Here is a 26,208-nt window from a genome sequence, read left to right on the forward strand (position 1 = left end):
TCCGCTGCGTGTCGTTGAAGCCTCGTTTACCCTGCTGCAACCTGAGGGTGATCGGGTCATCGCTCCTTAACCGGCGCGGGCGCAGAAATGCCGGGCGGATCAGGTTGCGGCGCGGCTTCGCGAAGCGCATGCTGCCCGTCTGAGACCGATATTTCATCGCATAATCTCATTTGCAGGATGGCGCCATGAATCAGAATTCCCCGCACCACAGCAACGCCTGGGTCACCTTTACCTACGCCTCGTTCGGCACCTCGGCCTTCCTGGTCGCCATCGGCGTGTACTTTCTGCCGGTCGATCTCTGGATCAAGGGCTATCTCGCGATGGGCATCGTGATGCTCATTCAGTCCTGCGTCACCCTGACCAAGACCGTGCGTGACGTGCATGAGAGCAGCCGCTTTGTGAACCGCATCGAGGATGCCAAGGCCGAACGGCTGCTGATGGAAGTTTCCAAGGGTTCGTAGTTTCCAAGGGTTCTTAATTTCCAAGGCTTTTTGTTTCCAAGGCCGCGTAACCTGTGGCGCGGTGCTGGCGAAGGCAGGCGGCGGATGCTTCGGCATTCGCCGTTTTCCTGCCTTGCAGAATGTTTGACGTCGCCAACACATCGTTTACCCTCCTGCCACAGTAACGTCTCGCACTCATGGCTCCTTAACGGGCCCGGCGCACAAATCCGGACCGAGTGCGGGCATTGACATGGCGTCCTTCTTGAGCGGCAATTCGGCGATCCGTCATGCCTTTGGGCGGACTTTGGGGCAGGTCCGCTCAGCGGCCGCAAGTCTTGGCGGCTATGGCGTCTTCTGGATGAAGGCGCTGCGCCAGCCGACCATCGATCTCACCATCCGCACCCATGCCGGGCTGATCACGCGCATTGTCGAAACTCCCGGCCTGTCGCTTTCGGAAGGCGAACTCGGCGAACTGGTAGCGCAACTGCGCGTTGTGGCCGCCAAAACGCTGCCTGAGGAAAGCCTCACCTACGGCATTTTCTCCGGCGACCGCGAAAGGTTGTCACGCGCCATCGTCACGCTGATCTCCGAGGAAGCGACCGGGCGGCCGATCGCCTTCAACGCGCTGTCGGTGATGGATGTCGAACTCGATGGCGAACCTGCCGAAGTCACCCATCTCGGCCTCGTCATGGTCGATCCCGACGAGCGCGGGCGGGGGCTGTCCTGGGTCCTCTATGGCCTGACGGCGCTGGTTCTCTTTGTCCGTGACGGGCTGCGCCCGAAATGGATATCGAACGTCACCCAGGTGCCGTCAGTCGTCGGCATGGTCAGCCAGACCTTTGTGGACGTTTTTCCGTCGCCGCATCCGGACGCCCGCCAGAGTTTTGCGCATCTGCAACTGGCGCGCGGCATCATGTCGCGTCACCGCGCTGTGTTCGGCGTGGGTGAGGAAGCCGGCTTCGATGAAGCCAGATTCGTCATCACCAATGCCTATACCGGCGGATCGGACGCGCTCAAGAAAACCTTCGAAGCCGCGCCAAAACATCGCGACGAGCAATACAACGCGTTTTGCGCGCGCGAGCTGGACTACGCCAGAGGCGACGACGTCCTGCAGCTCGGCCGCATCGACCTCACGGGCGCGCGCCGCTATCTCCTGAGCGAAGTGCCCTCCGGCTCGCTGCCGGCGCTGCTCGCAACCGGCACCGCGCTGGCCCTGCAGCGGCTCGTGCTTCCCGCCGTTCACTGGATGGACGATACGCGGCCCTTCGGCATCTTGCGGCCGCGGACATCCGGAAATGGGGGCGGCCCATGACGCCGGGAATGATCGCCGATTCCATCGTCAACCTGTGCGGCGCGATTGGCCTTGGCGTCGCCATGGCCACGCTCTACCGGCGTGATCCCAGGAGCCCGCTGACCCGGCGCCTGCTGGTCGCGCTCGGCATCATCGCGTTGCTGTTCCTGGTACGTGGCGTGGCGTGGTGGAGCGGCAGCGGGGCGCTCGACAACCTGTCGATGATCCCGGCCGCGCTGATCCCGCTGGGCGCCTTGATCGTCACCGAAGGGATCCTGCGGCGTCATGCCCCGCGCCCGGCCAAGATCGTCATTCTGGCCGGCGGCATCGCGCTCGGTCTCGCCGGCGCGGTTGGGTCGGAGCGCTTTGCCGCGCCCTTTGCCATCCTGCTTGTGCTGTTCCAGCTTGGCGGCTTTGCAATCTGCGCCTGGCTGCTGGCGACGCGCGACAGGGCCACGCTGATGGCGTCCGAGAATCGCAGCATCGGCCGCCTCGCCGTCGGCGCCGTCCTCGTCATTCCCTTCATCATTACGGACTTCAGGGTGCTGATGCCGGATATCCCGGTCAGGCTCGGGGCATTGGGGGCACTGTTGGTTGTTACCGCGATCCTGATCGCGGAACGCGGCGCGGAGACGCAGCGTCAGGCGCTGCTGATGACGGCGTTGCGACTGTCGAGTTCGGCGCTGCTCGGCATTGCCGCGGCGTTTGTCGCGCCGGAGGTCGATGCGGCGCAGGTCATGCGATTTTGCGCGATTGCGATCGCCGGCGTTCTCACCATCGGATTGATGGTGGACGCGCTGCGCGCCCACTTCGAATCGCAGGTGCCCGGCGTTCTCAATTCCGTCGCGGCGTCGCCGGCCAGAACCCGCGACGCGCTGATCGCGGAACTCGCGCGTCACCCGATCTTCGAAAGCGCCCGGCGCTATCGCGAGGGTGAACTCTTGAGCTACGATCCGCCGCTGCTGCGCGATTTCCTGTCGAGCGTGCGGGTGCTGCGCCGCCCTGACGCGCCGTGGGGCCTGACATTGTCTGATCCGGCCGTCGAACGCGTGATGTCACTGCTGGCCGCCAACAGCGCGACGCATCTCATCGTCCTGTCGCACGACCCGATCGACGTCATCGCCCTTGCGGTTCCCGTGATTTCGGCCGATCCGGCCACGGAAACGGCGCTGGCCCTGGTGCGGCGGCTGCTGGCGCTGACGCCGGAGACCATCTGACATTCTGTCACGCAAATTTTCTTGTCCGGCTTACGAAATGCATCGTGACTGTGATAAGACCGCCGCCGTAACGGTTCATGACAGGGCAGGCCGATGTCGAAGCAAGCGATGCGTGAGGAAGCCGAGCGCCTGATCCGCGAGACGATGGAAAAGAAGGCCCTCGTCGTCAAACAGGGCAACACCCGGATCGAGGCGGTCTGCGGCAAGTGCGGCGCGCCGAACCGCGTTCAGGCGGAAAAGGGCGCAACCCGCGTCAAATACGTCTGCAAGCAATGCGGCGACAAGCAGGTGACGCTGTAGAGGGCACAGCTTTCTTCCTTCTCCCCTTGTGGGAGAAGGTGGCGCGAAGCGCCGGATGAGGGTTTCTCTCAACGAGCAGGAATCGCGGAGACAGACCCCTCACCCGTCTCAATCGCGCTATCGCGCGATTGATCCACCCTCTCCCACAAGGGGAGAGGGGACGAGGGCACGCCGCTCATTCCCCCTTTACAAACCGCGCGAACGCCTCCGCATAATCCGGATGCCAGCGCGACAGCGCGGGACGATTTTCCACGATATCGCCGGCCGCCCACAGCATGCGCCGTTCGTCGAGCGGCCGCGGCACGTCATTGTCCGGGCACAGGATGTAGAAATCGCCGGCCTCGATGCGCGCGATCATGAAGTCGACGGTCTGCTCGGCCGTCCAGGCGCCGGGCGGCTTCTCGGTGCGGCCGCGCGCGGTCAGCGCGGTGAAGACGTGACCGGGGATCATCAGATGGGCAGTGATCCCGCAGCCCGGTATGTTGCGCAACTCGTGCTGCAGCGCCTCCGTCTGTGCCTTCACGCCGGCCTTCGAGACGTTGTAGGCGGGATTGCCGGGCGGCGTCGTGATGCCCTGCTTGGAGCCGGTGTTGATGATGAGACCGGGCCGCCCGCGTTCGACCATGTGAGGGGCAAACGCCTGCGTGCCGTGAATGACGCCCCACAAATTGACCGCGAGAATGCGCTGCCAGTTTTCCAGCGGGCCAAAACTGTTGCTGTCGGGGCCGATGCCGGCATTGTTCATCAGGATATCGGTGCCGCCGAACCGCTTTTGCACTGCGGCTTCCAGGTTAGCCAGGTCGTCGAAGCGGCTGACGTCGACCGAGGCTGTCATGACATCGGCAGCGCCGCCCTTTGCGACGGATGCCAGTTGGGCCGCCGCCTCGGCGAGCCGGTCAGCCCCGATATCCGCGATGCAGACCCTCATGCCGATGGCGGTGAAACGCGTGGCGGCGGCAAGCCCGATGCCGGACGCGCCTCCGGTGATCACGGCAACATTATTCGGCGACATGGCGGGATGGGGCATGCAAAGTTTCCTGGACTGCTTGGGGAGGGGCGACCTCAGCGCGTCCAGTTATCGCATACTTTCCCCCTGTTATCAGCCCGCGCGTTTCTTCGCCCGGCCGATATCGGAACGCAATGCCTGCAATTCCTTGCGCGCCGCGCTTATGGCATTGCGTTCGATCTTGCGGTAGCGCGCGACCAGCGAGAGGCCGAACGGCGTCAGCACCGCGCCGCCGCCGTTCTTGCCGCCGGTTTGCCGTTCCACCGCGGCCTGGCGGCAGATTCGGTTGGTCTCGTCGACCAGATCCCAGGCGCGCTTGTAGGACATATCCATCGCACGGCCGGCGGCCGAGATCGAGCCGCTTCGGTGGATCGTTTCGAGCAACTCGATCTTGCCAGGACCGATACGCCCCCCTGCGTCGATATCGATGCGGACACTGAGTGAGGGAAGCGACTTGCCGCTCGGCTTTTGCATGGAAGATGTGCTCACTCGCTTGGAGGCTACACGTTGCGTCCCAAACCTTTTACGAACAAGCTGAAGCGGTTACATATCCGTACCAACACGGGGTTCTGGAATAGACATGAATTATCCATCGCTGTTTTCGCCGCTCAAGGTCGGCCCCTATCAGCTCAATCATCGTCTCGCGCTGGCGCCGTTGACGCGGATGCGGGCGGCAAAACCCTCGCTCGCGCCGCGGCCGCTGAACGCCGAATATTATGCGCAGCGCGCGACGCCGGGCGGGTTGCTGATCGCCGAAGCCTCGCCGGTGACGGAAACGGGCTTCGGCAGCCCCGGCGTGCCCGGTATCTATACCGAGCAGCAGATTTCCGGCTGGCGCGAGGTGGTCGATGCCGTTCACGCCAGGGGTGGAATCATTTTTCTGCAGCTCTGGCATGTCGGACGCGTCTCGCATTCCTCGTTCCAGCCTGATGGCGTGTTGCCGGTTGCGCCGTCGGCGGTGCCGATCGCGGACCTGAGAACAGCGACCGCGGACGGCAAGGCGGTGCCTTATGAGACGCCGCGCGCGCTCGAGACATCGGAGATTCCTGGCGTGGTCGACGCCTATCGGCAGGCGGCGAAGAATGCGCTTGAGGCCGGCTTCGACGGTGTCGAGGTGCATGGTGCCAACGGCTATTTGATCGAGCAATTCCTGCAGTCGCACACGAACCTGCGCACCGACCGATATGGCGGCTCGATTCCGAACCGCACGCGCTTCCTGATGGAAGTGACGCAGGCGGTGGTGGACGTGTGGGGCGCCGACCGCGTCGGCGTGCGGCTGTCGCCCTATGGCGTCGCCAATGGCAGCGGCGAGTCGGACCCGATGCCGCTCTACACATATGCTGTTGAACAACTCGGCTTGCTTGGCTTGGCCTATTTGCATTTCATCGAGCCGCGCTCCTCCGGCGCCGGCCGCGCCGAGGTCAACCATCAGAACGTGCCGTCGGCGATGGTGTTGTTCCGCCCGATCTGGAAGGGCGTGCTGATCACCGCCGGCGGCTTCACCGGCGAAGCGGCGGATGCGGCGATCCGGGATGGCCATGCCGACGCGGTCGCGTTCGGCCGCATCTTTATTTCCAATCCGGACCTGCCGCGCCGCCTGCAGCGCGGTTTTCCGCTGACGCCCTATAACCGCGCGACCTTCTATGGCGGCGACGTGGCCGGCTATACGGATTATCCGGAACACAACGAACTGGAGCAGGCATAAAAAGATCGTAGCCCGGATGAGCGAAGCGACATCCGGGGCCGGTATCAGCAGCGTTCCCGGATGTCGCTTTCGCTCATCCGGGCTACAAGGGCTCGCCATGTTTCCCGAAGAGGAATTAGAGAAGAAAAAAACCAAGGCCGTCGCGCTCGGCAAGCCTGCCGCCGGCCAATGCCTGTGCGGCAAGGTCACCTTCGAGATCGACGTGCCGGCGCGCTGGGCCTGGCACGATCATTCGCCGGCGAGCCGCCGCGCGCATGGCGCGGCGTATGCGACCTATGTCGGAAGTTGGCGCAAACGCTTCCGCATCACCAAAGGCAAGACCAGCCTTGCACGGTACGAAGACGAGGCCACCAAGACCGTACGCAGCTTCTGCTCGCATTGCGGCACGCCGATCGCCTATGAGCGCCCACGCTCGCCGCATATGGTCAACATCCCCCGTGCGCTGTTTTCGGGCCGCACCGGGCGGCAACCGCTCTATCACATCGCGATCGAGGAATTGCAGGAATGGGCCTACACCGGCGAACCGCTGGTGCCGCTGAAGGGATATCCCGGCGTGGTCTGGCAGCGCTCGAAAAAGAAGAAGCGCGCCGATCGTGAGGGGATGGTCTAGAGCAGGATGAGATCAGGTTGGGCTGTGACGACCGACCATCCCGTGCCCCGGACGCAAGCGGCCTAGTACTGCGAGCTGGGGCCTATTCTACTTTGCATGGGGTTGTTTTCACGATTTTTGTGTCTGGGCCTTGCGGCACACCGCTGCCGCGCTCCACCGCGTCCGGGACACGGAAAACGCATGTGCAGAGCAGCCATGACCGCGATCCATTGCTTACGCGCGCCAAGTTTGGTCATCTGCTTCCACCCCGCAGGTCTTCGAAGCGGCGGGTGGGAGGAACTATGAAAAACAAAATCACCGGCCGCTCTGCATTCCTCGCACTGCTGAAAGACGAAGGCGTTACCCATCTGTTCGGCAATCCCGGCACCACCGAACTGCCGATCATGCATGCGCTGAAGGACCATCCCGACCTCACCTATGTGATGGCGATGCAGGAAAGCCTCGTTGTCGCCATGGCCGACGGTTTCAGCCGCGCCTCGGGCAAGCTCGTCGCCTGCAACGTCCACGTCGCGCCCGGCCTCGGTAACGCGATGGGCTCGCTCTACAACGCGAGCTTTACGGGGACGCCGCTGATCCTGACCGCGGGCCAGCAGGAGCAGGGCCACGGCCTGACCGAGCCGGTGCTTTACGGCCCGCTGGTGCAGATGGCGGCGCCGCTGGTGAAATGGGCCGTCGAGGTGACGCGGCTGGAAGACCTGCCGCGCATCGTGCGCCGCGCCGCCAAGATCGCGACCACGCCGCCGACCGGGCCGGTATTCATCTCCCTGCCGGGCGATATTCTCAATTCCGAGGCCGGCATCGAACTCGGCCGCTCGACCCGGGTCGATACCCGCGTCAAACCGTCGGACGAATCGCTGCAGGCGCTGACCGCACGCATCCTCAAGGCCGAGCGGCCCGTGATCATCGTCGGCGACGAGATCGTGAAAAGCGATGCATTGAGGGAAGCGGCGCAGCTTGCGGAAACGCTGGGCTGCCCGGCGTATCAGTCTTCGACGCCCTATGGCGCGCATTTCCTGTCCGAAAGCCCGTGCTTCATGGGCGCGCTGGCGCGCATCCAGAAGATCGCCCGCGACACGCTCGCGCCTTACGACCTCATCATCGCGCTCGGCGGCGATCCCCTGCGGATGTCGGTTTACAGCGAGACCGATCCGCTGCCGGATGGGCTCTCGATCGTGCAGGTCGGCCTGGTCGATCACGATCTCGCCAGGAATTACGGCGTCGACATCGCGCTCAAGGCCGACGTGCGGGAAACCCTGCGCGCGCTGGTGCCGGCGCTGAAGGCCGCGGGCGGCGGGGCGCTCGAGACGCGGGCGAGACAGGGACTGGACGCGCTGGCGTCGAAGAACTGGACGGCCCGGCGCAAGCCGCTGGTCGAACAGATTTCGAAAGCGGGCAAAACCTCGCCGATCGATCCGGACTGGCTGGCGCTGCAGGTGGTCGAGGCGATGCCTGATAACGCGATCCTGGTCGACGAGGGACTGACGTCATCGCGGCAGATGATCGCGCTGCGGCCGCATCGCGACCGCTACGGCTATCACGCGCTCGCTTCGGGCGGCATCGGCTGGGGATTGCCGGCGTCCGTCGGTGTCAGTCTCGCCAATCCGGAGCGGCCAGTCGTGTGTTACTCCGGCGACGGCAGTTCGATGTATTCGATCCAGTCGCTATGGACGGCGGCTAACCACAAGTTGCCGCTGACATTCGTGATCGTCAACAATGGCGGCTACCGCATCATCAAGCAGCGGCTGCTCGCCTTCCACGGCGACGATCACTATGTCGGCATGGATTTCATCGACCCGCCGGTGGACTTTACGGGAATGGCGAAGTCGCTGGGGTTGGAGGCGACGCGGGTCACCGATCCCGGCCAGTTGAAGTCGGTATTGTCATCGGCTTTCGGCCGCCCCGGTGCAAAGCTGATCGAAGTTGTCGTGAGCAATTCGGTGAATTGATGCACGATCCATCAACGTCATTGCGAGGAGCGTAGCGACGAAGCAATCCATTCTTCCTTTGTGACCCGATGGATTGCTTCGCTGCGCTCGCAATGACGGTTGATAGATCTGTGCTTCTACTCCGCCGCCGCAGCGCGTGGCTTCACGCGATACCTTGCCGCCGGATGCTGCTCCGTTAACCGCGCCCGTCCGGCACCAAACAGCTTCTCCCGCAGCGTTCCTTCCGCATACGCGCTCTTGTAGCGTCCACGCTTCGTCAGCTCCGGCACCAGCATGTCGGCGATATCCTCGAAATCGCCGGGCGAGGTGGCAAACGCGACGTTGAGGCCATCGACGTCGGTCTGCTCGAACCAGGCCTCGATATCGTCGGCGACCTTCTCGGGCGTGCCGACCACGACCGGGCCGGCGCCGCCGATGCCGACATGCTCGACGACCTCGCGCACGGTCCAGACCCTGTCAGGATCCGCCCGCGTGACGTTGTCGAGCGCGGTGCGCCCGGCGTCGTTCTGGACGTGGCGCACCTGCTGGTCGAGGTCGTAGCCCGAGAAATCGACACCCATCCAGCCCGACATCAGCGCCAGCGCGCCCTCGGGCGCGATGTGGCGGCGATAGTCGGCGTATTTTGCTTTCGCCTCGGCCTCGGTGCGGCCGAGAATGATCGTCATCATGGAGAACATCAGGATCTCGGCCGGATTGCGTCCGATTTCCCTCGCAGCCGCGCGGATCGCCGCCACGCGTGGGCCGATGATCTTGGCTGACGGGCCGGACATGAACACGCATTCCGCGTGCTGGGCGGCGAATTGCCGGCCGCGCGGCGAGGTGCCGGCCTGATACAGCACCGGCGTCCGCTGCGGCGACGGCTCGCTGAGATGAATGGCGTTGAGCCGGTAGTTGCTTCCCTCGTGCTCGATGCGGTGCACCTTGGAAGGATCGGCGAAAATGCCGCGCGCGCGGTCGCGCAGCACGGCGTCGTCCTCCCAGCTTCCTTCCCAGAGCTTGTAGACCAGCTCCATATATTCATCCGCGATCTCGTAGCGGTCGTCATGCGCGGTCTGCTTGTCCTTGCCGGCGCCGCGGGCCGCGCTGTCGAGATAGCCGGTCACCACGTTCCAGCCGATCCGCCCTTCGGTCAGATGATCCAGCGTCGACATCCTGCGGGCAAACGGGTACGGCGGCTCGAAGGACAGATTGCTGGTGACGCCAAAACCGAGATTTTGCGTCACCGCCGCCATCGCCGGGATCAGCATCAAGGGCTCGTTCGCCGGCGTCTGCGCGGCATTGCGCAGCGCGGCGTCCGGGCTGTTGCCGAACACGTCGTAGACGCCGAGCACATCGGCGAGAAACAGCCCGTCGAACCGGCCGCGCTCCAGCGTCTTCGCCAGATCGAGCCAATAGGGCAGGCGGTTGTAGCCCAAGGTGCGGTCGCGCGGATGGGTCCAGAGCCCCGGCGATTGATGCGCCACGCAGTTCATGGCGAAGGCATTGAGCCGGATTTGTTTTGTCATGACGCGAACCTCGGTGCGTGCAGGGTCCCCCTGCGCGTTCGCCCGGTTAAACGCCGGGCTGTTGCCCGAAATTGTTGCATCCTCGCTGGTTTTAGCAAGGCCCATTCGGCAGTCCATGCCACTTCCAGCGGGCGGCTTATCCCGATAGGTTGCGCTCCACACATTAGCGAACAAGGGAAAGAAAAATATGGCCGATAGAGCCGACGCGATTGCGCGGGTACGTGAGCATCTGAATTCCGGCGCGTTTCTCGCCGAGCTCGGCCGCAGGGTCGGTTATAGGACCGAAAGCCAGAACCCCGGCAGCGGCGAGGCGTTGCGCGCCTATCTCGTCGATGACCTCCAGCCTGCCTTCGCCGCCCTCGACTTCTCCACCCGCCTGATCGAATCGCCGAGCGGCAAGGGGCCGTATCTGCTGGCCGATTATCGCGAGGATGCCTCGCTGCCGACCGTGCTCACCTACGGCCATGGCGATGTCGTCGACGGCATGGAAGGCGAATGGCGCGACAATCTCGATCCCTGGAAAACCACGACCAAAGGCGAGCGCGTCTATGGCCGCGGCACCGCCGACAACAAGGGGCAGCACAGCATCAATCTCGCGGCATTGCGCGCCGTGCGCGAGACCCGCGGCGGCAAGCTCGGCTTCAACGCCAAATTCATCATCGAAACCGGCGAGGAGATCGGCTCGCCCGATCTGCGGCAGGTGTGCGAAGCCCACCGCGAGGAGCTGAAGGCGGATCTGTTCCTGGCATCCGACGGGCCGCGGTTGTCGGCCGACCGGCCGACCATTTTCCTCGGCTGCCGCGGCGGCAACCGCATTCACCTCGACGTCAACTTGCGCGAGGGCGGAAACCATTCCGGCAACTGGGGCGGCGTGCTCGCCAACCCCGCGACGATCCTTTGCAACGCCATCGCGAGCCTCGTCGACGGCAAGGGGCGGATGAAGCTCGACGCGCTCAAGCCGCCGCGGATCTCGAACGCCGTCCGCGCGGCGCTCGCGGACGTGAAGATCGAGCCGACTGCCGATGAGCCGGCGCTGGCGGCCGACTGGGGCGAGGAGGGATTGTCGCCGGCCGAGCGGCTGTTTGCCTGGAATACGCTGGAAGTTTTGGCGATGTCGTCCGGCAATATCGAGAAGCCGGCCAACGCCATTCCGGGGCGCGCCAACGCCGTGCTGCAGCTCCGTTTCGTCGTCGGCACCAGATATGAAGAGGTCATCGACGCCGTGCGCGCGCACCTGCATGCCAACGGCTTTCCGATGGTGGAGGTCAGCGGCGCGCAGCGTTTCGCGGCCTCGCGCACCGATGTCGACAGCCCCTGGGTGAACTGGACGGCGAACTCGATCCTGAAGACCACCGGCAAGGCGCCGGCGATCCTGCCGAATTTCGGCGGTTCGCTGCCCAATGACGTGTTCGCCGAGGGGTTGGGGCTGCCGACGATCTGGGTGCCGCATTCCTATCCCGGCTGCTCGCAGCATGCGCCGGACGAGCACATCCTCCTGCCGGTGACCGAGGAAGCGCTCGCCATCATGGCGGGGGTGTTCTGGGACCTCGGCGAGATGAAGCGGGCGTTCTAGCTGCGGCTCACACCCCTTCATCGAGCGCGACCAGTTCGCGCTTCTTGCGCAGTGCCGGCAGCAGTGGGCCGACCAGCAGCACGACCGCGAACGCCAGGCAGACGGCCGAGATGGGCCTTTCAATGAAGGTCATCAGATCGCCCTGCGAGAGGATCAGCGACTTGCGCAGATTGTTCTCCAGCATCGGCCCGAGCACGAAGGCCAGAACCAGCGGCGCCGGTTCGTAGCCGAGCTTGCGCATGAAATAGCCGATAATGCCGAATGCGATCATCACATAGACGTCGAACACGTTATTGCTCGAGCAATAGACGCCGATGATGGTGAACAGGATGATCAGCGGGAACAGGATGTTGTAGGGCAATTTGAGGAGCTGCACCCACATGCCGATCATCGGCAGGTTCAGCACGAGCAGCATCAGGTTGCCGATATACATGCTGGCGACGATGCCCCAGAACAGGCCCGGGTTCTGCGTGATCATCAGCGGACCGGGCTGCAGCCCGTGAATGACGAAAGCGCCGAGCAGCAGCGCCATCACCACGTTCGGCGGAATGCCTAATGTCATCAGTGGAATGAAGGCGCCGCCGGCCGCGGCGTTGTTGGCGGCTTCGGGACCTGCAACACCCTCGATCGCGCCGTTGCCGAAACGCTCCGGTGTCTTGGACAGCCGCTTCTCCAGCGCATAGGACGCGAACGACGAGATCACCGCGCCGCCGCCAGGCAGGATGCCGAGGAAAAATCCAAGGACCGTTCCGCGCGACATCGGGCCGGCACTGGCTTTCCAGTCCTCCCTGCTTGGAAGCAGGTGCGTGATCTTGGTGTTGATGACGTCGCGCTTGATGACCTGCTCGGTGTTGAACAGGACTTCGGCGACGCCGAACAGGCCCATGACCACGGGGACGAGACCGATGCCGTCGATCAGTTCGAGGCGGCCGAAGGTCAGGCGCGGTTGCGCGGTAATGCTGTCGAGCCCGATCACGCCGAGCACGACGCCGATGCAGGCCATCAACAGCGCCTTCGCCATCGAGCCCTGCGTCAGGAAGGTCAGCACCACGAGGCCGAGCACCATCAGGCTGAAATATTCGGCCGGGCCGAAAGCGATCGCGACGCTGGCGAGCTTGGGCGCCACCAGCATCAACGCGATCAGCGCGAAGGTGCCGGCGAAGAACGAACCGAATGCCGAGATGCCGAGCGCAGGTCCCGCGCGGCCCTGCTTGGCCATCTGGTGGCCATCGATACAGGTGACGACGGAAGCGGCTTCGCCGGGAATGTTGACCAGGATCGAGGTGGTCGAGCCGCCATACATCGAGCCGTAATAGATGCCGGCCATCATGATGATGCCGGACTCCGGCGTCCCCGACAGCGTGATCGGCAATAGCAGCGACATTGCCGAGATCGGGCCGATGCCTGGCAGCACGCCGACCAGCGTGCCGATGAACACGCCGATGAAGCAGTAGATCAGGTTGACGGGTTGAAGGGCGACGCCGAAGCCATGGGCGACATTGATGAGTGTGTCCATGGTGCGATCAGCCGATTTCGAAAATGCCCGAAGGCAGTTGGATCAGAAGCAGGCGTTTGAGGACCCACCACATGCCGAGTGGAACGAGCACGGCAACCGGAACGGCCAGCGGCCAGCGGACCGGGTCGACCACGCGCAACAGCAGCAACATCAGCGGAATCGAGGACAGCAGAAAGCCGAGCGGGTTAAGGGCGAAGGAAAAAGCGATGAGGCAGACGATCACCAGCAGCGGCTTGGTCCAGCGCGTGTTCACCCAGCGCGAGCCGAAGGTCGGCCCGCCCTCGGTCAATGCGGCGATGGTGACCGAGGCGGCGAACAGGCACATCAGGATGCCGGTATAGAACAGCACGAACCCGGCGCCGGGGTCGTTGACGGTGCCGAGCTTTAGCTTGAGCCCGGACCAGATCACGAAGCCGCCGAGCGCAAACCCGATCAGCCCGCCCCACAATTCGGAATTGTTGAGGCGGAATTTGACGTCGGTGTCGTTACTCATCGATTACTCTTTCAGCCGTTCCCCGGACGGAGCGCAGCCCGGGGTCCATGTGCTTGCAGTTATATGGGTCCCGGCTCTGCGGAGCAGCGCGAGCGCGCTGCGTCGCGCCCGGGACACGGCGATTCAGTTGGTCTTCTTCGCCAGCCCGAGCTTTTCGACCACCTTCCGCTCGGACTCGGTGACCTCGACGACGAACTTCTTGTAGTCCTCGGTGCTCTTGTAGCTGGGCACCATGTCGAATTTGGCCAGCGTGGCGATCACGGCCGGATCGTCCAGCGCCTTCTTGAAGGCGTCGTGCAGCCTGGCGACGATCTTCGGGTCCATGCCCTTGGGGCCGGCGATGCCGAACGGGGAGTCATAGACCATGGGGTAGCCGAGTTCCTTTAACGTCGGCACGTCGGGATAATTCGGCGAGCGCGCCGAGGTCCACACCATCAGAAGCCGCAGCTTGCCGGCGTCGACCAGCGGCCGCCAGCCGGTCGAGTCCGCCTGCAGCATGGTGTGCTGGCCGAGCACTGCGGCATTGGTTTCCGCGCCGCCCTTGAATGGCACCTGCGTCAGCTTGATCCCCGCCATGCCGGCGATCTGCTCCATGCCGATATGCAGCGACGTGCCGGCGCCGGGCGTCGCATAGGTCACCTTGCCGGGATTCTGCTTGGCGTAGTCGACGACGTCCTTCCAGGTCTTGAACGGCGACTCGGCGCTGGTGGTGACGCCGAACGTGTAGCCGGTGAGGTGGACGATATAGGTAAAGTCCTTGTCCGGATTCCAGGAGACTTCCTGCATCAAGGGCAGGCGGAACACCGTGATCGGGATCTGGGCGATGGTGTAGCCGTCGGGCCTGGCGCCTGCCGCCATGGTGGCAGGGCCGACGGTGCCGCTGCCGCCGGCCTTGTTGTCGATGGCGATCGGCTGTCCGAGCACCTTGGAAGCGCTCTCGGCGAGCGCCCGCATCGAGATATCGGTCGAGCCGCCCGCAGGCCACGGGACGATCAGCGTGATCGGCTTGGTGGGATATTCCTGCGCGCCGGCGGCTGCTGAAATCAGCATGCCGACGGCGGCGACGGCGATCGTCAAACGGCGAGCTCTGGACATATTGAACACTCCCTTGCGGCCTCTTTTGTGGGGAGGCGCGCTTATCTTCTTTTTCTGGGTTCGATCTTCCCCGAAATCGCCAGAGAAGAAAAGCGTATTGACCGCAGCGAACACCGCCGAGGCCGTCGCAATCGGGTCGAAATGTGACATGCGACAAATTGGTCTGGCGCGGCCTCCCGAGATACGGAAATATGCCGTGGGCGGCAACCGCGCTTGCTTCACTGGCCTCCGGCTTGCGATCGATCATATCGGCCGTCAGCGATCGTCCGATCGGGCGAAGGGTGTCGCTCGCCAAATCAAGGCCCCCGGACGCCGCCATTGATGCCAGGTCTGCATGATGCAAAATTTGCATAACCTGCTCGCGACGTGGCAGGCTAATGAAGGCGCGACCTCATGGGTGAACGCGGACCGGCTCATATGACTGGCCGAGGAATGATCGGGATTGTCGCACTGATGACGGCACGGTGTGGCGATGCAAAGCTTGCATTGGCCAGCCTGCGGGCCGATCCGCTACGTTTGCCGGCATGGGGCTTCACATTTCGTATCGAGAACCAGCGCCGGTTGGCGTCCGCGGCCTTGCGCTGCCCCGAGGCGGGCTTTGCGGCCGCGCGGCGGGCGCGGCCCGCATCAAAGCGGGGAGCGTGATGGAGCTTCGCTGGCTTCAGGATTTCCTGATGGTGGCCGAGACCGGCAATTTTACACGCGCCGCCGAGAAACGAAATACGTCTCAGGCCGCGTTCAGCCGCCGCATCAAGTCGCTGGAGGCCTGGCTCGGCTTCGACCTGATCGACCGCAGCGTCTACCCGACGCAGCTCACGCCGCAGGGCGAGCGTTTCCGCGAACATGCCGGCGAGTTGCTGCGGCAGATGCTCGACAGCCGTCTCAAGCTTGGCGGCAAGCCGCTTCGCCGCAACGAACATATCCGCATCGCCCTGCCGTTTGCGATGGCGACCGCGCGATTGCCACGTTGGTGGCAGGCCTGGTCACCGGAGCGGCGGCTGAGCTGTTCGGTGGTGGTGGGCAACATCCACGATCTCGTCACCTCGCTGGTGTCAGACAATGTGGACCTGATGATCTGCTACCACCATGCCCAGCAGCCGATCCATCTCGATCCGGATCTTTACGAGTGTGTGACGCTCGGCACAGAATTCCTGCGGCCCTATGCCAGCGAAGCGCTGGTGGCCAAGGGAGGCGCGTCGCTGCCCGGACGGGCGTCGCATCCGGTGCCGCTCCTGATGTATTCGCCCGGCGTCTACTTCGCCCGGCTGGTCGATCTCATCCTCGAGAATGCCCCCATTGCCGGCGTCCGGGTCATCGAAAGCGACATGTCCGACGTGCTGTGCGGGATGGCGCTGAGCGGCCGCGGGGTAGCTTGGTTAACGGAGGGCACCGTGGCGGCTTCGGGCCGGAAGCGGCTGACCCCGATCGGCGGCGACAAATGGGCGTTGCCTTTGTCTTTAGTCGCATTCAGGGGTCGAATGCATGATGGTCAACGGGCACTAAATCTGTTTTGGTCCGAATTGTGCAGGCATAGTGCCGGGCACGCCGGGGGCGGTCTTGCGAAGACAGGTTCGAGACCGCCGGTGAAACCATCTGGCAAATTACTTCGTAAGCTACCCGGCAAGTCGCCAAATTCGGGTGGATGAGCAATCATCTGCAACCCTTCAAAGGAGAAGTTACGTGAAACATCCTCAGATTTTCGGCTATCTGCTCGCGGGCGTCCTGTGCGCCGGGCCGGCAATGGCGCAGGAACTCACCGGGACGCTGAAGAACATCAAGGACACCGGCGCCATCACGCTCGGCTTCCGTGACTCGTCCATTCCGTTCTCCTACCTCGACGACAACCAGAAGCCGATCGGCTACGCCATGGACATCTGTTACAAGATCGTCGATGCCGTGAAGAAGGAGCTCAAGCTCGACAAGCTCGAGGTCAAGCTCAATCCGGTGACGTCGTCGACCCGCATCCCGCTGCTCGCCAACGGCACGATCGATCTCGAATGCGGCTCGACCACCAACAATGCCGAGCGCCAGAAGCAGATCGCCTACACCAACACCCACTTCCTGACCGCGAGCCGCTACGTCACCAAGAAGGCGGCCAAGATCAACTCGATCGACGATCTCAAGGGCAAGTCGGTGGTCTCCACCGCCGGCACCACCAACATCAAGCAGCTCACGGAAGCCAACGGAGCGCGCAGCCTCAACATCAACATCATCCCGGCCAAGGATCACGCGGAAGCGTTCCTGATGGTCGAGACCGACCGCGCGGTGGCGTTCGTGATGGACGACATCCTGCTGGCGAGCCTGATCGCCGGCTCGAAGGCGCCGGCCGACTACGTCATCTCCAAGGATGCGTTCTCCAAGCCCGAGCCCTACGGCATCATGCTGCGCAAGGATGATCCGGCCTTCAAGAAAGTCGTCGATGCCGCGACCGCGGCGATCTACACAGGCGGCGAGGGCCAGAAGATCTACGACAAGTGGTTCACGCAGAAGATCCCGCCCAAGGGGCTGAACCTCAACTCGCCGATCAGCGCCGAACTGAAGAACCAGTTCGCCAAGCCGTCGGATTCGCCAGATCCGGATTCGTATAAGTAAGGGTAGACCCTCATCGTGAGGCGCCGCGCTATGCGCGGCTCCTCCGGCAACAGCGGCGAAGCCGTTATGCAGGGTAAAGGGCAATAGCTGGTCCGGCCATTTTTCAAGCGGAAAATGGCCGGACTTTTGCATAGGCGTAGTGACGGGTAAGCGATAGTGATACATAGGCGTTGATGACCAAGAGCATTATCGGCACTTTCGGGCAGGGTGCAGCGTGAACTACAACTGGAATTGGCACATCTTCTTCGAGCCGAACCCGACCGGGGCCGGCAATTATCTCGACATGTTGGCGGCGGGCCTAGTGCTGACCATCGAGACGGCGCTTCTTGCCTGGGTCATTGCGCTGATCTTCGGCACGATCATCGGCATCCTGCGCTCGCTGCCGTCGAAGACGGCATCCTGGATCGGCTTTGGCTATGTCGAATTCTTCCGCAACATGCCGCTCCTGGTGCAGCTGTTTCTCTGGTTCTTCGTGCTGCCGGAGCTGCTGCCGCGCGCCGCAGGGCTGTGGATGAAGCAGCTCCCCAACGCGCCGTTCTGGACGGCGGCGATCGGGGTAGGGCTGTTCATGTCGGCTCGTGTCGCCGTGCAGCTTGCCGCCGGCATCGCCTCGTTGCCGCGCGGGCAGAAGCAGGCGGCAACGGCGCTCGGGCTGACGACAGGGCAAGGCTATCGCTACGTACTGCTGCCAATCGCGTTCCGCATCATCCTGCCGCCGCTCACGTCCGAATTCCTCAACACCATCAAGAATACCTCGGTCGCGATCACCATCGGCCTGATCGAGCTGACCGGCCAGGCGCGGGCGATGCAGGAATTCTCGTTCCAGGTGTTCGAGGCCTTCACCGCCGCGACCGTGATGTATCTGGCGATCAACATCGTCGTTGTCACCGGCATGCGCTTCCTCGAACGCAGCCTGGCGATCCCCGGCTACATCACGGGGAAATGACGATGTTCGACAATCTCGATTTCGACGTCATCCGCCGCTCGCTGCCGTATCTCTTCCTCGACGGCATGAGTTTCACGCTGATGCTGACCGGGTTGTCGGCGCTGGGCGGCCTGGTCTTCGGCACGCTGATCGCGCTGATGCGGCTGTCGAGCTACAGGCTGCTCGGCCGCATCGCCGGGCTCTATGTCGACTTCATGCGTTCGCTGCCGCTGGTGCTGGTGATCTTCTGGTTCTATTTCCTGGTGCCCTATATCGGGCAATGGGTGACCGGCGCGTCGCGGCCCATTCGCGTCGGCGCGTTCACCTCGTCGTTGGTCACCTTCATCATGTTCGAGGCGGCGTATTTCTCCGAGATCATGCGCGCCGGCATCCAGTCCATTTCCAAGGGACAGCCGGCGGCCGCAAGCGCGCTTGGCCTGACCTACAGCCAGTCCATGCGCTACATCGTGCTGCCGCAAGCGTTCCGGAATATGCTGCCGGTGCTGTTGACGCAGACCATTGTGCTGTTCCAGGACACCTCATTGGTCTATGTGCTGTCGATCCCGGATTTTCTCGGCGCCGCCAGCAAGGTGGCCCAGCGCGACGGCCGGCTGGTCGAGATGTACCTGTTCGCGGCCGCGGTCTATTTCGCGATTTCCTGTTTCGCGTCCTACGGCGTCCGGCGCCTGCAGGCACGCATTGCCATTGTACGGTGAGAGCATGATCGAAATCAGCCATGTCAATAAATGGTACGGGCCGACATTTCAGGTGTTGAAGGACTGCACCACCAATGTCGCCAAGGGCGAGGTCGTGGTGGTGTGCGGCCCGTCGGGTTCGGGCAAGTCGACGCTGATCAAATGCGTCAACGCGCTGGAGCCGTTCCAGGAAGGCCAGATCATCCTCGACGGCATCAAGGTCAACGATCCCAAGACCGATCTGCCGAAACTGCGCGCCCGCGTCGGCATGGTGTTCCAGCATTTCGAGCTGTTCCCGCATTTGCGGATCATCGAAAACCTGTGCCTGGCGCAGGAGAAGGTGCTGGGCCGTTCGCACCAGGAGGCGATGGCCAAGGGCGAGAAGCTGCTCGAGCGCGTCGGGTTGACGGTGCAAGCCAACAAATACCCCGCCGAATTGTCCGGCGGCCAGCAGCAGCGTGTCGCGATCGCCCGGGCGCTGGCGATGGATCCGATCGCGATGCTGTTCGATGAGCCGACCTCGGCGCTCGATCCCGAAATGATCAGCGAGGTGCTCGACGTCATGGTCGATCTCGCCCATGAGGGCATGACCATGATGGTCGTCACCCACGAAATGGGTTTTGCCAGCAAGGTCGCCAATCGCGTGATCTTCATGGACAAGGGCGAGATCGTCGAGGATGCGCTGAAGACCGATTTCTTCGGCAGTCCCCGCAGCGAGCGCGCGCAGCAGTTCCTGTCGAAGATTCTGTCGCACTAGTTTCCCGTCATTCCGGGATGCGCCCATTTTGGGCGCAGGCCCGGAATCCATACTCCCGATCTTGGTTATGGATTCCGGGCTCGCGCCAAATGGCGCGCCCCCGAATGAAAGCACCCGTTCCTCGCCATTAACGAGTTGTATATAACGTCCGCCGCAACGGCGCCACTACCTCCAGGAGAACCTACTTTGGAACAGATCGCTTACGTCAACGGTTCGTACGTGCCACTTTCAGAGGCGAAGGTCTCGATCCTCGACCGCGGATTCCTGTTTGCCGACGGCATCTATGAGGTCGCCGCCGTGCTCGAAGGCAAGCTGATCGACAATGCCTCGCATCTGGCGCGGCTGGAGCGCTCGGTCGGCGAGATCGAGCTGGCGTTGCCGGAGACGACCGCACGCATCCAGGAGATCCAGAAGGAGCTGATCGCGCGCAACAATCTCGTCAACGGCATGGTCTATCTCGAAGTGACCCGCGGCGCCGATACCGGGCGCGACTTTGCGTTTCCCAAGGGCGACGTCAAGCCGACGCTGATCATGTTCACCTCGACCAAGGACATCATCAACGCGCCCTCAGCCAAGACCGGCATCAACGTGATCACGGTGCCCGATCTGCGCTGGGCGCGGCGCGACATCAAGAGCGTGGCGCTGCTGGCGCAGGTGCTGGCCAAGCAGGCTGCGGCGGTGGCCGGCGCCGGCGAGGCCTGGATGATCGAGGACGGCAAGGTGACCGAAGGCGGCTCGTCGTCGTGCTTCATCCTGACCCAGGACGATGTGATCGTGACGCGGCAGAACGGCAGCGCGATCCTGCCCGGCTGCACCCGCAAGGCCGTGGTTGCTTTGGCCGAAGAGCGCCAGCTTCGCGTCGAGGAGCGGGCGTTTTCGGTCGAGGAGGCGCTGGCCGCCAAGGAAGCCTTCGTCACCAGCGCCAGCGTTTTCGTGCAGGGCGTGGTTTCGATCGACGGCAAGAAGATCGCCGACGGCAAGCCCGGCCCGATGACCAACCGCCTGCGCGAGATCTATGTCGAGTTCGCCAAGACGACGGCGGTGTAGCGCGCCGAGACGTCATCGGCCGGCTTGCCGCCTCCGCTAGCTAAAGCTACGGCGAGCCAATGAGGAAGGCCTCGGCGTAGCCTTGGCGTAGCCGGGACCGGGCGATCCAGTATTCCAGAGACGATTGTGCTTGAACCGAGATGCGCGGCGTACTGGATGCCCCGCATGCGCGGGGCATGACAGCGAAACTTAAGCCACCGCAGCCTTGGCCTTCACGGGATGCACCGCGCGAAAAGCGATGGCGAGCCTGTTCCAGGCATTGATGGCCCCGATCAGCATGGTCAGATTGACCGTCTCCGTCTCCGAGAAGTGGGCGCGCACGTCTGCGTAGAGATCGTCGGGCGCGTGGGTTTCGGCGATCAGCGTCAATGCCTCGGTCCATGCCAAGGCGGCGCGTTCGCGGTCGGTGTACAGCGGCGACTCGTGCCAGGCGTTCAACAGATACAGCCGCTGCTCGGTCTCGCCCAGCTTGCGGGCGTCCTGAGTGTGCATGTTGATGCAATAAGCGCAGCCGTTGATCTGCGAGGCACGCGTCTTTACCAGTTCGATCAGCGATTTTTCGAGGCCGGACGCGACGATCTGGGCCTCCAGCGCGACGAGCGCTTTGATGGTATCGGGGGCGGCCTGGTAGTAGTTCATCCGGGGTTTCATGGTCGTTCTCCTCTGAACGTTTTCAATTTGAACGATTGTCGGAGTGTATCTAATCGAGAAGATGGTCGCCATCTGGATCGATGCTTGTCGATCTAATAAGGTCGTTACCTGCAATGGGGAAAATCGCGGATGCCTACGCACAAGCCGGTGTCATCAAGTCATCATGCGTCGCTGCTGGCAGTGGTCGTCGCGCTGGCCTGGCTGGGCGCCTTGCTTCCCGTCGTGGCATTCGGTCCGCCGCCGAACGCGCAATTGTCGCTGGAGAAGCTTTCACGGATCGACGCGTTCCTCAACGACCAGGTCGCACAAGGGGAAATTCCGGGCGCCATCGTCCTGATCCAGCGCCACGGCAAGCCGGTCTATTTCAGGTGGTTCGGCAAGCGCGATGTCGATGCCGGAATCGATATGACGAGGGATACGATCTTTCCGCTGCATTCGCTCACCAAAACGGTCACCAGTTTTGCCGCGATGATGCTGATCGATCGCGGCAAGATCAAACTCGACGATCCCGTCGCCAAGTACATTCCCTCTTTCGCCGGCATGAAGGTCGGCGTCGAGCGCAAGGATGAGTCCGGCAAGGCCGTGCTCGATCTCGCGCCATTGCGCCGGCCGGTCACGATCGAGGACCTGCTGCTGCATACATCGGGGATCACTTATGGCTTCTACGGGCCGCGAGGGCCGGTGAAGGCGGCGTATGACGGCATTTATCTCGGCGACTTCGACAATGCCGAATTTGCCGAGCGGATCGCCAAACTGCCGCTGGCGGAGCAGCCGCGCACGCTGTGGGATTACGGGCATTCGATCGACGTGCTCGGCCGCGTGATCGAGGTCGTGTCCGGGCAGTCGCTGTACCAGTTTGAAAAGACGGAACTGTTCGATCCCCTGGGGATGACGACGACCAAATTCTTTTTGACCGATCCGGCTGAGCGGAGCCGCTATGCCCGGCCGCTGCGCAAGGATCAGCATGTTGAGCGGACTTCGCTCGATGTTACGCGATGGGAATCCGGCGGCGGCGGATTGGTCTCGACGGTTGCCGATCTCGCGCGCTACGGGCAAATGCTCCTCAATGGCGGCACGCTCGACGGCAGGACCTATCTCAGTACCGCTACGTTTGCGGCGATGACGACTGACCATATCGGCCCGGGCTCGGGCGTCGAACGCAATTACTTTTATTACCCCGGCGACGGCTTTGGGTTTGGCTACGGTTTTGGTGTCCGCACCAATCCCGGCAATGCCGTCCCGCCGCCACCGGGCTCGCTCGGCGAAATCAAATGGGACGGCGCCACCGGCGCCTACCTCGTGGTCGACCACGCGCAGGACATGTTCTTCGTCGTGCTGGAAAATGCGCCGTCGGCCCGCCAGCATGTGCAGGTGAACGTCAAGAAGCTGATTTACGACGCGTTCGAGAAATGACCGGGCGCAGGCTCGATGGGAAATAGCGAGATGCTGCGCAAGACCGATCGGAGCGACAGGACCGTCAAGGTGAGGGGGCGCATCGTTGCGCTGGACCGCGCCCGCACCTTCATCACGCTGTTGGTGCTGATCCATCACTCCGTGGTCAACTACACCCATTTCGGCAGCGGCGATAAAATGCGCTGGCTGGGGTTCGACCTCGTCGTGCTGTTCAACGACAGCTTCTTCATGGCCTGCATGTTCCTGATCTCGGGCCTGTTCGTTCACGACAGCCTGATGCGTAGAGGCGCCGCGGATTTCCTGCGCCATCGGGCGTGGCGGCTCGGCATTCCCTTTCTGGTGTCGATCTTCGTGCTGATGCCGATTGCGTACTATCCGACCTTCCTGCGCTATCATCTGCCCGGCACTACCGACTTCAACTTCTTTCATTTCTGGTGGCGCACGCTGACGGTCGGCCCCTGGCCGTCGGGTCCGGCATGGTTCCTGTGGGTGCTGCTGGCGCTCGACATCGTTGCCGCGGCGCTGCTCGCAGTCGCGCCGCGCCTGCGGAAGATGTCTGGCCTGCTGATCTTTTCGCTGCGCGACCGGCCGTGGACGGCGTTTGCGGCGTTCCTCGCCGTCTCGGCCGTCGTCTACGTGCCGATGCGGCTGATATCAGGCGATGCGAGTTGGCTGGAGCCGGGCGGCTATCCGCTGCCGATCCAGACCAGCCGGATTCTGCTCTATGCCGGCTATTTCCTGACCGGTGTCGGCATCGGCGTGGTTAGCCTTCGCGCGGGAATCCTGAGCGAGGAAGGTGCGTTGGTCAGGCGCTGGCCGCTTTGGCTTGCCTTTGCGTCGTTGTTCTACGGCGCCATCCTGCTGCTGGTCTATGCCCATCACAACTGGCTCGCGGATCTCGATTCGCCTCCGCTGTCCTGGCAGGCCGGCTACGGCCTTGCCTTTGCGCTGTTCAGCGCAGCGATGACGTTCACGGTGCTGACCGTGTCGCTGGCTTTTGCCTCATCGCGCATGAAGCTGCTCGATGCCATGCGGCCATCGGCCTATGGCATCTTCCTCACGCACTACATCTTCATCCTCTGGCTGCAATACGCCGTTTACGATTATTCATGGCCGGCCTTCGTCAAATTTGCTGTCGTTTTCATCGGCACGCTGGTGCTGAGCTGGGGAGCCACGGCGCTGTTGCGGAAAGTTCCGATTGTGTCGAGAATGATCTAGGTTCAACTGAGGAGCCGCAGCCGTCATTATTTTTGAGGACGTCAAACTTTCTCCCTCGCGAACCTGTTGCGCAACGTCCCGATCCCGGTGATGTCGATCTCAACGACATCGCCGGCTTTCAGGTTAGGTGAGGTGCCGTCGGTGCCCATCCAGATCACGTCGCCCGGCCACAGCGTGAAATATTTGGTCAACTCGACGAGGAACGGCACGACGCCGAAGATCATGTCGTTGGTATGGAAGCGGCCGGTCTCCTTGCCGTTGACCCGGATCACGGTTTCCATCTTGTCGAGATCGACTGATGTTTCGATCCACGGCCCCATCGGCTTGAAGGTGTCGGCGTTCTTGGAGCGCCACAGGCTGCGGTCGGCCTTCTGCCAGGTGCGCTCGCTGACATCGTTGCCGATGGTGTAGCCGAACACACAATCCATCGCGTTGGCTTCGCTCAAGTGTTTTGCCTTCTTGCCGATGACAACCACGAGTTCGCCCTCGTAGTGGATCTTCTCGGTCGCGCTCGCCGGGATCACCACATCCTCGTCATGGGCGATCAGCGCGTTCTGCGCGCGATAGCCGATCTCGGGTCGATCGGGCACGTTGGGCACCGTGCCGGCCTTGTCGGCGGCTTCCTTGAGATGCTTGAGGTAATTCAGCCCGACGCAATAGAAGGTGCGCGGGATCAGCGGCAGCTCGATCTTGACGTCTTTCAGCGCATGCGACTGCGTTCCGCGCTGCCATTCGCCGAGCGGATCGCCGTTGACGGCGATCACGTTGTCGCCCTCGACAATGCCCCAGGATGTCTTGCCGGCGGTGGTGAATTTGAGCCAACGCATGGTTCTTCCTCTTGTTCTTATTCGGCCGCGGCCCGCGGCGTGGTTTTCCAGGCGCCGGCGGCAGGACGCGTCAGGCCGAGATTCTCGCGCAGCGTCTTGCCGGCGTAATCCCTGTGAAACAGCCCGCGACGCTGCAGTTCCGGCACGATGTGCCGGACGAAATCGGCATAGGAGCCCGGCACGATGGTGGCTGCGATGACAAAGCCGTCGCAGCCGCGCTCGACGAACATCTCCTCTAACTTGTCGGCGATCTCCTTCGGGCCGCCGACAATCGCGTCATGCACCTGGCCGCGGCCGGAGAAGGTGACGAAGTCGCGCGCGCTGGGATTGGTCTTGCCCGAGTTCTTGAGCACGCCGTCGCGAATGCCCAGGATACCCTGCATGCTCTTGAGCTCATCTGTTGTCAGCGGCTCGTCGAGCGGCTTGGAGGCGAAGTCGTAGTTCAGTGCCTCCGCGAGCAGCGACAGCGCATCGATCTGCAGCGGCAGCTTGTTGATGAGCGCCATCTTGTCCTCGGCCTCAGTCTTGGTTGCGCCACAGACGGGTGTGGTGAGGTTGCAGAGGCGCATCTGGTCGGGATCGCGGCCGGCTTTTGCCGCTTCGTTGCGGACCGCGGCATAGCCTTCCTTGGCGGCGGCCACGTTGCGGGCGGCGGTGAAGATCACCTCGCCCCATCGCCCCGCAAAGCGCTGGCCGCGGCCGGACGCGCCGGCCTGGATGATGACGGGATGGCCCTGTGCCGAGCGCGGCACGGTGAACGGACCGCGCGACTTGAAGAACTCGCCCTTGTGGTCGAGCCGCTTCACCTTGGCCGGATCGGCGAAGCGGCCGCTCTTCTTGTCCATGATCAACGCGTCGTCTGCCCAGGTGTCCCAATGGCCGAGCACGACTTCCATGAATTCGTCGGCGCGATCGTAGCGGTGGTCATGTTCGAGATGGGCGTCCTTGCCCATGTTGTGGGCCTCGCCGTCATTGAGCGAGGTGACGACGTTCCAGCCTGCGCGTCCGCCCGACATCAGATCGAGGGTGGCGAAGCGGCGTGCGACGTCGAACGGCTCGTAATAGGTAGTCGAGCAGGTCGACCCCAGCCCGAGCTTCGTCGTCACCATGCCCATCGTGGTCAGCACGATCAGCGGGTCCATCTTCACGCAGCGGATGCCGTATTCGACGGTGTGGGCGTGGTCGTTACCGTAACGGTCGGGCATCGCCAGGCGGTCGTCGAAGAACGCCATGTGGAATTTGCCGGCTTCGAGGATCCGGGCGATTTCCTGGTAGTAATCGGCCGACATCGAATCGTCGCGCGATTCCGGATGCCGCCACGAACTCGGCAGATTGGTGCAGTTCTGCGCCTGCAGGAATCCCACCAGCGCCATTTGCCGTGTCATG

The 26,208-nt window shown here is 63.1% G+C and carries 25 protein-coding genes; 16 read left to right on the forward strand and 9 right to left on the reverse strand.

Going from position 1 to position 26,208, the window contains the following annotated elements; translation table 11 throughout:
• Positions 1–185: 185 nt before the first annotated feature.
• The 4 genes from C7G61_RS27745 (at position 186) to C7G61_RS27760 (ending at position 3,248) form a co-directional block, all read left to right on the forward strand.
• Positions 186–461: a YiaA/YiaB family inner membrane protein gene (locus tag C7G61_RS27745; protein ID WP_108519870.1), complete on the forward strand. Its 276-nt coding sequence runs from the start codon at positions 186–188 to the stop codon at positions 459–461.
• A 337-nt stretch (positions 462–798) separates the two neighbouring features.
• Positions 799–1,752, forward strand: a complete 954-nt coding sequence (locus C7G61_RS27750; protein WP_108519994.1) for a hypothetical protein — start codon at positions 799–801, stop codon at positions 1,750–1,752.
• Positions 1,749–2,948: a hypothetical protein gene (locus tag C7G61_RS27755; protein WP_108519871.1), complete on the forward strand. Its 1,200-nt coding sequence runs from the start codon at positions 1,749–1,751 to the stop codon at positions 2,946–2,948. The genes C7G61_RS27750 and C7G61_RS27755 overlap by 4 nt, the downstream gene beginning before the upstream one ends.
• A gap of 93 nt (positions 2,949–3,041) precedes the next feature.
• A complete protein-coding gene (locus C7G61_RS27760) occupies positions 3,042–3,248 on the forward strand; it encodes a hypothetical protein (RefSeq protein WP_108519872.1) in 207 nt (68 codons plus the stop codon).
• Between the two features lie 175 nt (positions 3,249–3,423).
• Here the strand turns inward: C7G61_RS27760 and C7G61_RS27765 are convergent, their stop codons facing one another.
• Positions 3,424–4,275: an SDR family NAD(P)-dependent oxidoreductase gene (locus tag C7G61_RS27765; protein WP_108519873.1), complete on the reverse strand. Its 852-nt coding sequence runs from the start codon at positions 4,273–4,275 to the stop codon at positions 3,424–3,426.
• Positions 4,276–4,347: 72 nt separating this feature from the next.
• Positions 4,348–4,728 carry a winged helix-turn-helix domain-containing protein gene (locus C7G61_RS27770; protein ID WP_108519874.1) on the reverse strand — a complete coding sequence of 127 codons (381 nt, stop codon included), beginning with the start codon at positions 4,726–4,728 and terminating at the stop codon, positions 4,348–4,350.
• A 106-nt stretch (positions 4,729–4,834) separates the two neighbouring features.
• Here C7G61_RS27770 and C7G61_RS27775 point away from each other — a divergent pair, with 106 nt between their 5' ends.
• The 3 genes from C7G61_RS27775 (at position 4,835) to C7G61_RS27785 (ending at position 8,515) form a co-directional block, all read left to right on the forward strand.
• A complete protein-coding gene (locus C7G61_RS27775) occupies positions 4,835–5,959 on the forward strand; it encodes an alkene reductase (protein WP_108519875.1) in 1,125 nt (374 codons plus the stop codon).
• A gap of 97 nt (positions 5,960–6,056) precedes the next feature.
• Positions 6,057–6,569: a GFA family protein gene (locus C7G61_RS27780; protein WP_244608493.1), complete on the forward strand. Its 513-nt coding sequence runs from the start codon at positions 6,057–6,059 to the stop codon at positions 6,567–6,569.
• A gap of 281 nt (positions 6,570–6,850) precedes the next feature.
• On the forward strand, positions 6,851–8,515 hold the full coding sequence (locus tag C7G61_RS27785) for a thiamine pyrophosphate-binding protein (protein WP_108519876.1): 1,665 nt from the start codon (positions 6,851–6,853) through the stop codon (positions 8,513–8,515).
• Positions 8,516–8,631: 116 nt separating this feature from the next.
• On the opposite strand, the gene C7G61_RS27790 is transcribed toward C7G61_RS27785, so the two are convergent.
• Entirely contained in the window at positions 8,632–10,020 is a 1,389-nt protein-coding gene (locus C7G61_RS27790) for an LLM class flavin-dependent oxidoreductase (RefSeq protein ID WP_108519996.1), read from the reverse strand.
• Between the two features lie 187 nt (positions 10,021–10,207).
• Between C7G61_RS27790 and C7G61_RS27795 the strand changes: the two genes are divergently transcribed.
• Positions 10,208–11,593 carry a M20 family metallopeptidase gene (locus C7G61_RS27795; RefSeq protein ID WP_108519877.1) on the forward strand — a complete coding sequence of 462 codons (1,386 nt, stop codon included), beginning with the start codon at positions 10,208–10,210 and terminating at the stop codon, positions 11,591–11,593.
• 7 nt (positions 11,594–11,600) lie between these two features.
• Here the strand turns inward: C7G61_RS27795 and C7G61_RS27800 are convergent, their stop codons facing one another.
• The 3 genes from C7G61_RS27800 to C7G61_RS27810 all read right to left on the reverse strand — a co-directional run bounded on the left by C7G61_RS27800 (position 11,601) and on the right by C7G61_RS27810 (position 14,697).
• The gene (locus C7G61_RS27800) at positions 11,601–13,109 is read right to left on the reverse strand and encodes a tripartite tricarboxylate transporter permease (RefSeq protein ID WP_108519878.1); all 1,509 of its coding nucleotides are present in this window, start codon (positions 13,107–13,109) and stop codon (positions 11,601–11,603) included.
• A gap of 7 nt (positions 13,110–13,116) precedes the next feature.
• On the reverse strand, positions 13,117–13,602 hold the full coding sequence (locus C7G61_RS27805) for a tripartite tricarboxylate transporter TctB family protein (RefSeq protein WP_108519879.1): 486 nt from the start codon (positions 13,600–13,602) through the stop codon (positions 13,117–13,119).
• 123 nt (positions 13,603–13,725) lie between these two features.
• Complete coding sequence (locus C7G61_RS27810; RefSeq protein ID WP_108519997.1) at positions 13,726–14,697, reverse strand: Bug family tripartite tricarboxylate transporter substrate binding protein; 972 nt, start codon at positions 14,695–14,697, stop codon at positions 13,726–13,728.
• A gap of 674 nt (positions 14,698–15,371) precedes the next feature.
• Here C7G61_RS27810 and C7G61_RS27815 point away from each other — a divergent pair.
• The 6 genes from C7G61_RS27815 to C7G61_RS27840 all read left to right on the forward strand — a co-directional run bounded on the left by C7G61_RS27815 (position 15,372) and on the right by C7G61_RS27840 (position 20,713).
• Complete coding sequence (locus tag C7G61_RS27815; protein ID WP_244608504.1) at positions 15,372–16,343, forward strand: LysR family transcriptional regulator; 972 nt, start codon at positions 15,372–15,374, stop codon at positions 16,341–16,343.
• 94 nt (positions 16,344–16,437) lie between these two features.
• On the forward strand, positions 16,438–17,289 hold the full coding sequence (locus tag C7G61_RS27820) for an amino acid ABC transporter substrate-binding protein (protein WP_108519998.1): 852 nt from the start codon (positions 16,438–16,440) through the stop codon (positions 17,287–17,289).
• A 214-nt stretch (positions 17,290–17,503) separates the two neighbouring features.
• Positions 17,504–18,235: an amino acid ABC transporter permease gene (locus C7G61_RS27825; protein ID WP_108519881.1), complete on the forward strand. Its 732-nt coding sequence runs from the start codon at positions 17,504–17,506 to the stop codon at positions 18,233–18,235.
• A gap of 2 nt (positions 18,236–18,237) precedes the next feature.
• A complete protein-coding gene (locus C7G61_RS27830) occupies positions 18,238–18,930 on the forward strand; it encodes an amino acid ABC transporter permease (RefSeq protein ID WP_108519882.1) in 693 nt (230 codons plus the stop codon).
• Positions 18,931–18,934: 4 nt separating this feature from the next.
• Positions 18,935–19,666, forward strand: coding sequence for an amino acid ABC transporter ATP-binding protein (locus C7G61_RS27835; RefSeq protein ID WP_108519883.1), 732 nt, complete (start codon positions 18,935–18,937; stop codon positions 19,664–19,666).
• A 186-nt stretch (positions 19,667–19,852) separates the two neighbouring features.
• A complete protein-coding gene (locus C7G61_RS27840; protein ID WP_108519884.1) occupies positions 19,853–20,713 on the forward strand; it encodes a D-amino-acid transaminase in 861 nt (286 codons plus the stop codon).
• Positions 20,714–20,902: 189 nt separating this feature from the next.
• Here the strand turns inward: C7G61_RS27840 and C7G61_RS27845 are convergent, their stop codons facing one another.
• Positions 20,903–21,364 (reverse strand): carboxymuconolactone decarboxylase family protein, encoded by a 462-nt coding sequence (locus tag C7G61_RS27845; protein WP_108519885.1) that lies wholly within the window; start codon positions 21,362–21,364, stop codon positions 20,903–20,905.
• Positions 21,365–21,493: 129 nt separating this feature from the next.
• Between C7G61_RS27845 and C7G61_RS27850 the strand changes: the two genes are divergently transcribed.
• Positions 21,494–22,777, forward strand: coding sequence for a serine hydrolase domain-containing protein (locus C7G61_RS27850; protein WP_108519886.1), 1,284 nt, complete (start codon positions 21,494–21,496; stop codon positions 22,775–22,777).
• Between the two features lie 30 nt (positions 22,778–22,807).
• Positions 22,808–23,995, forward strand: a complete 1,188-nt coding sequence (locus C7G61_RS27855) for an acyltransferase family protein (protein ID WP_108519887.1) — start codon at positions 22,808–22,810, stop codon at positions 23,993–23,995.
• A gap of 41 nt (positions 23,996–24,036) precedes the next feature.
• Here the strand turns inward: C7G61_RS27855 and C7G61_RS27860 are convergent, their stop codons facing one another.
• Both C7G61_RS27860 and C7G61_RS27865 read right to left on the reverse strand, forming a co-directional pair.
• A complete protein-coding gene (locus C7G61_RS27860) occupies positions 24,037–24,822 on the reverse strand; it encodes a fumarylacetoacetate hydrolase family protein (protein WP_108519888.1) in 786 nt (261 codons plus the stop codon).
• Between the two features lie 17 nt (positions 24,823–24,839).
• Positions 24,840–26,207 (reverse strand): LLM class flavin-dependent oxidoreductase, encoded by a 1,368-nt coding sequence (locus C7G61_RS27865; RefSeq protein ID WP_108519889.1) that lies wholly within the window; start codon positions 26,205–26,207, stop codon positions 24,840–24,842.
• Position 26,208 lies beyond the last annotated feature (1 nt).

Origin of the sequence: Bradyrhizobium algeriense (assembly GCF_003062295.1) — a bacterium.
In the GTDB taxonomy this organism is placed as follows: Bacteria; Pseudomonadota; Alphaproteobacteria; order Rhizobiales; family Xanthobacteraceae; genus Bradyrhizobium; species Bradyrhizobium algeriense.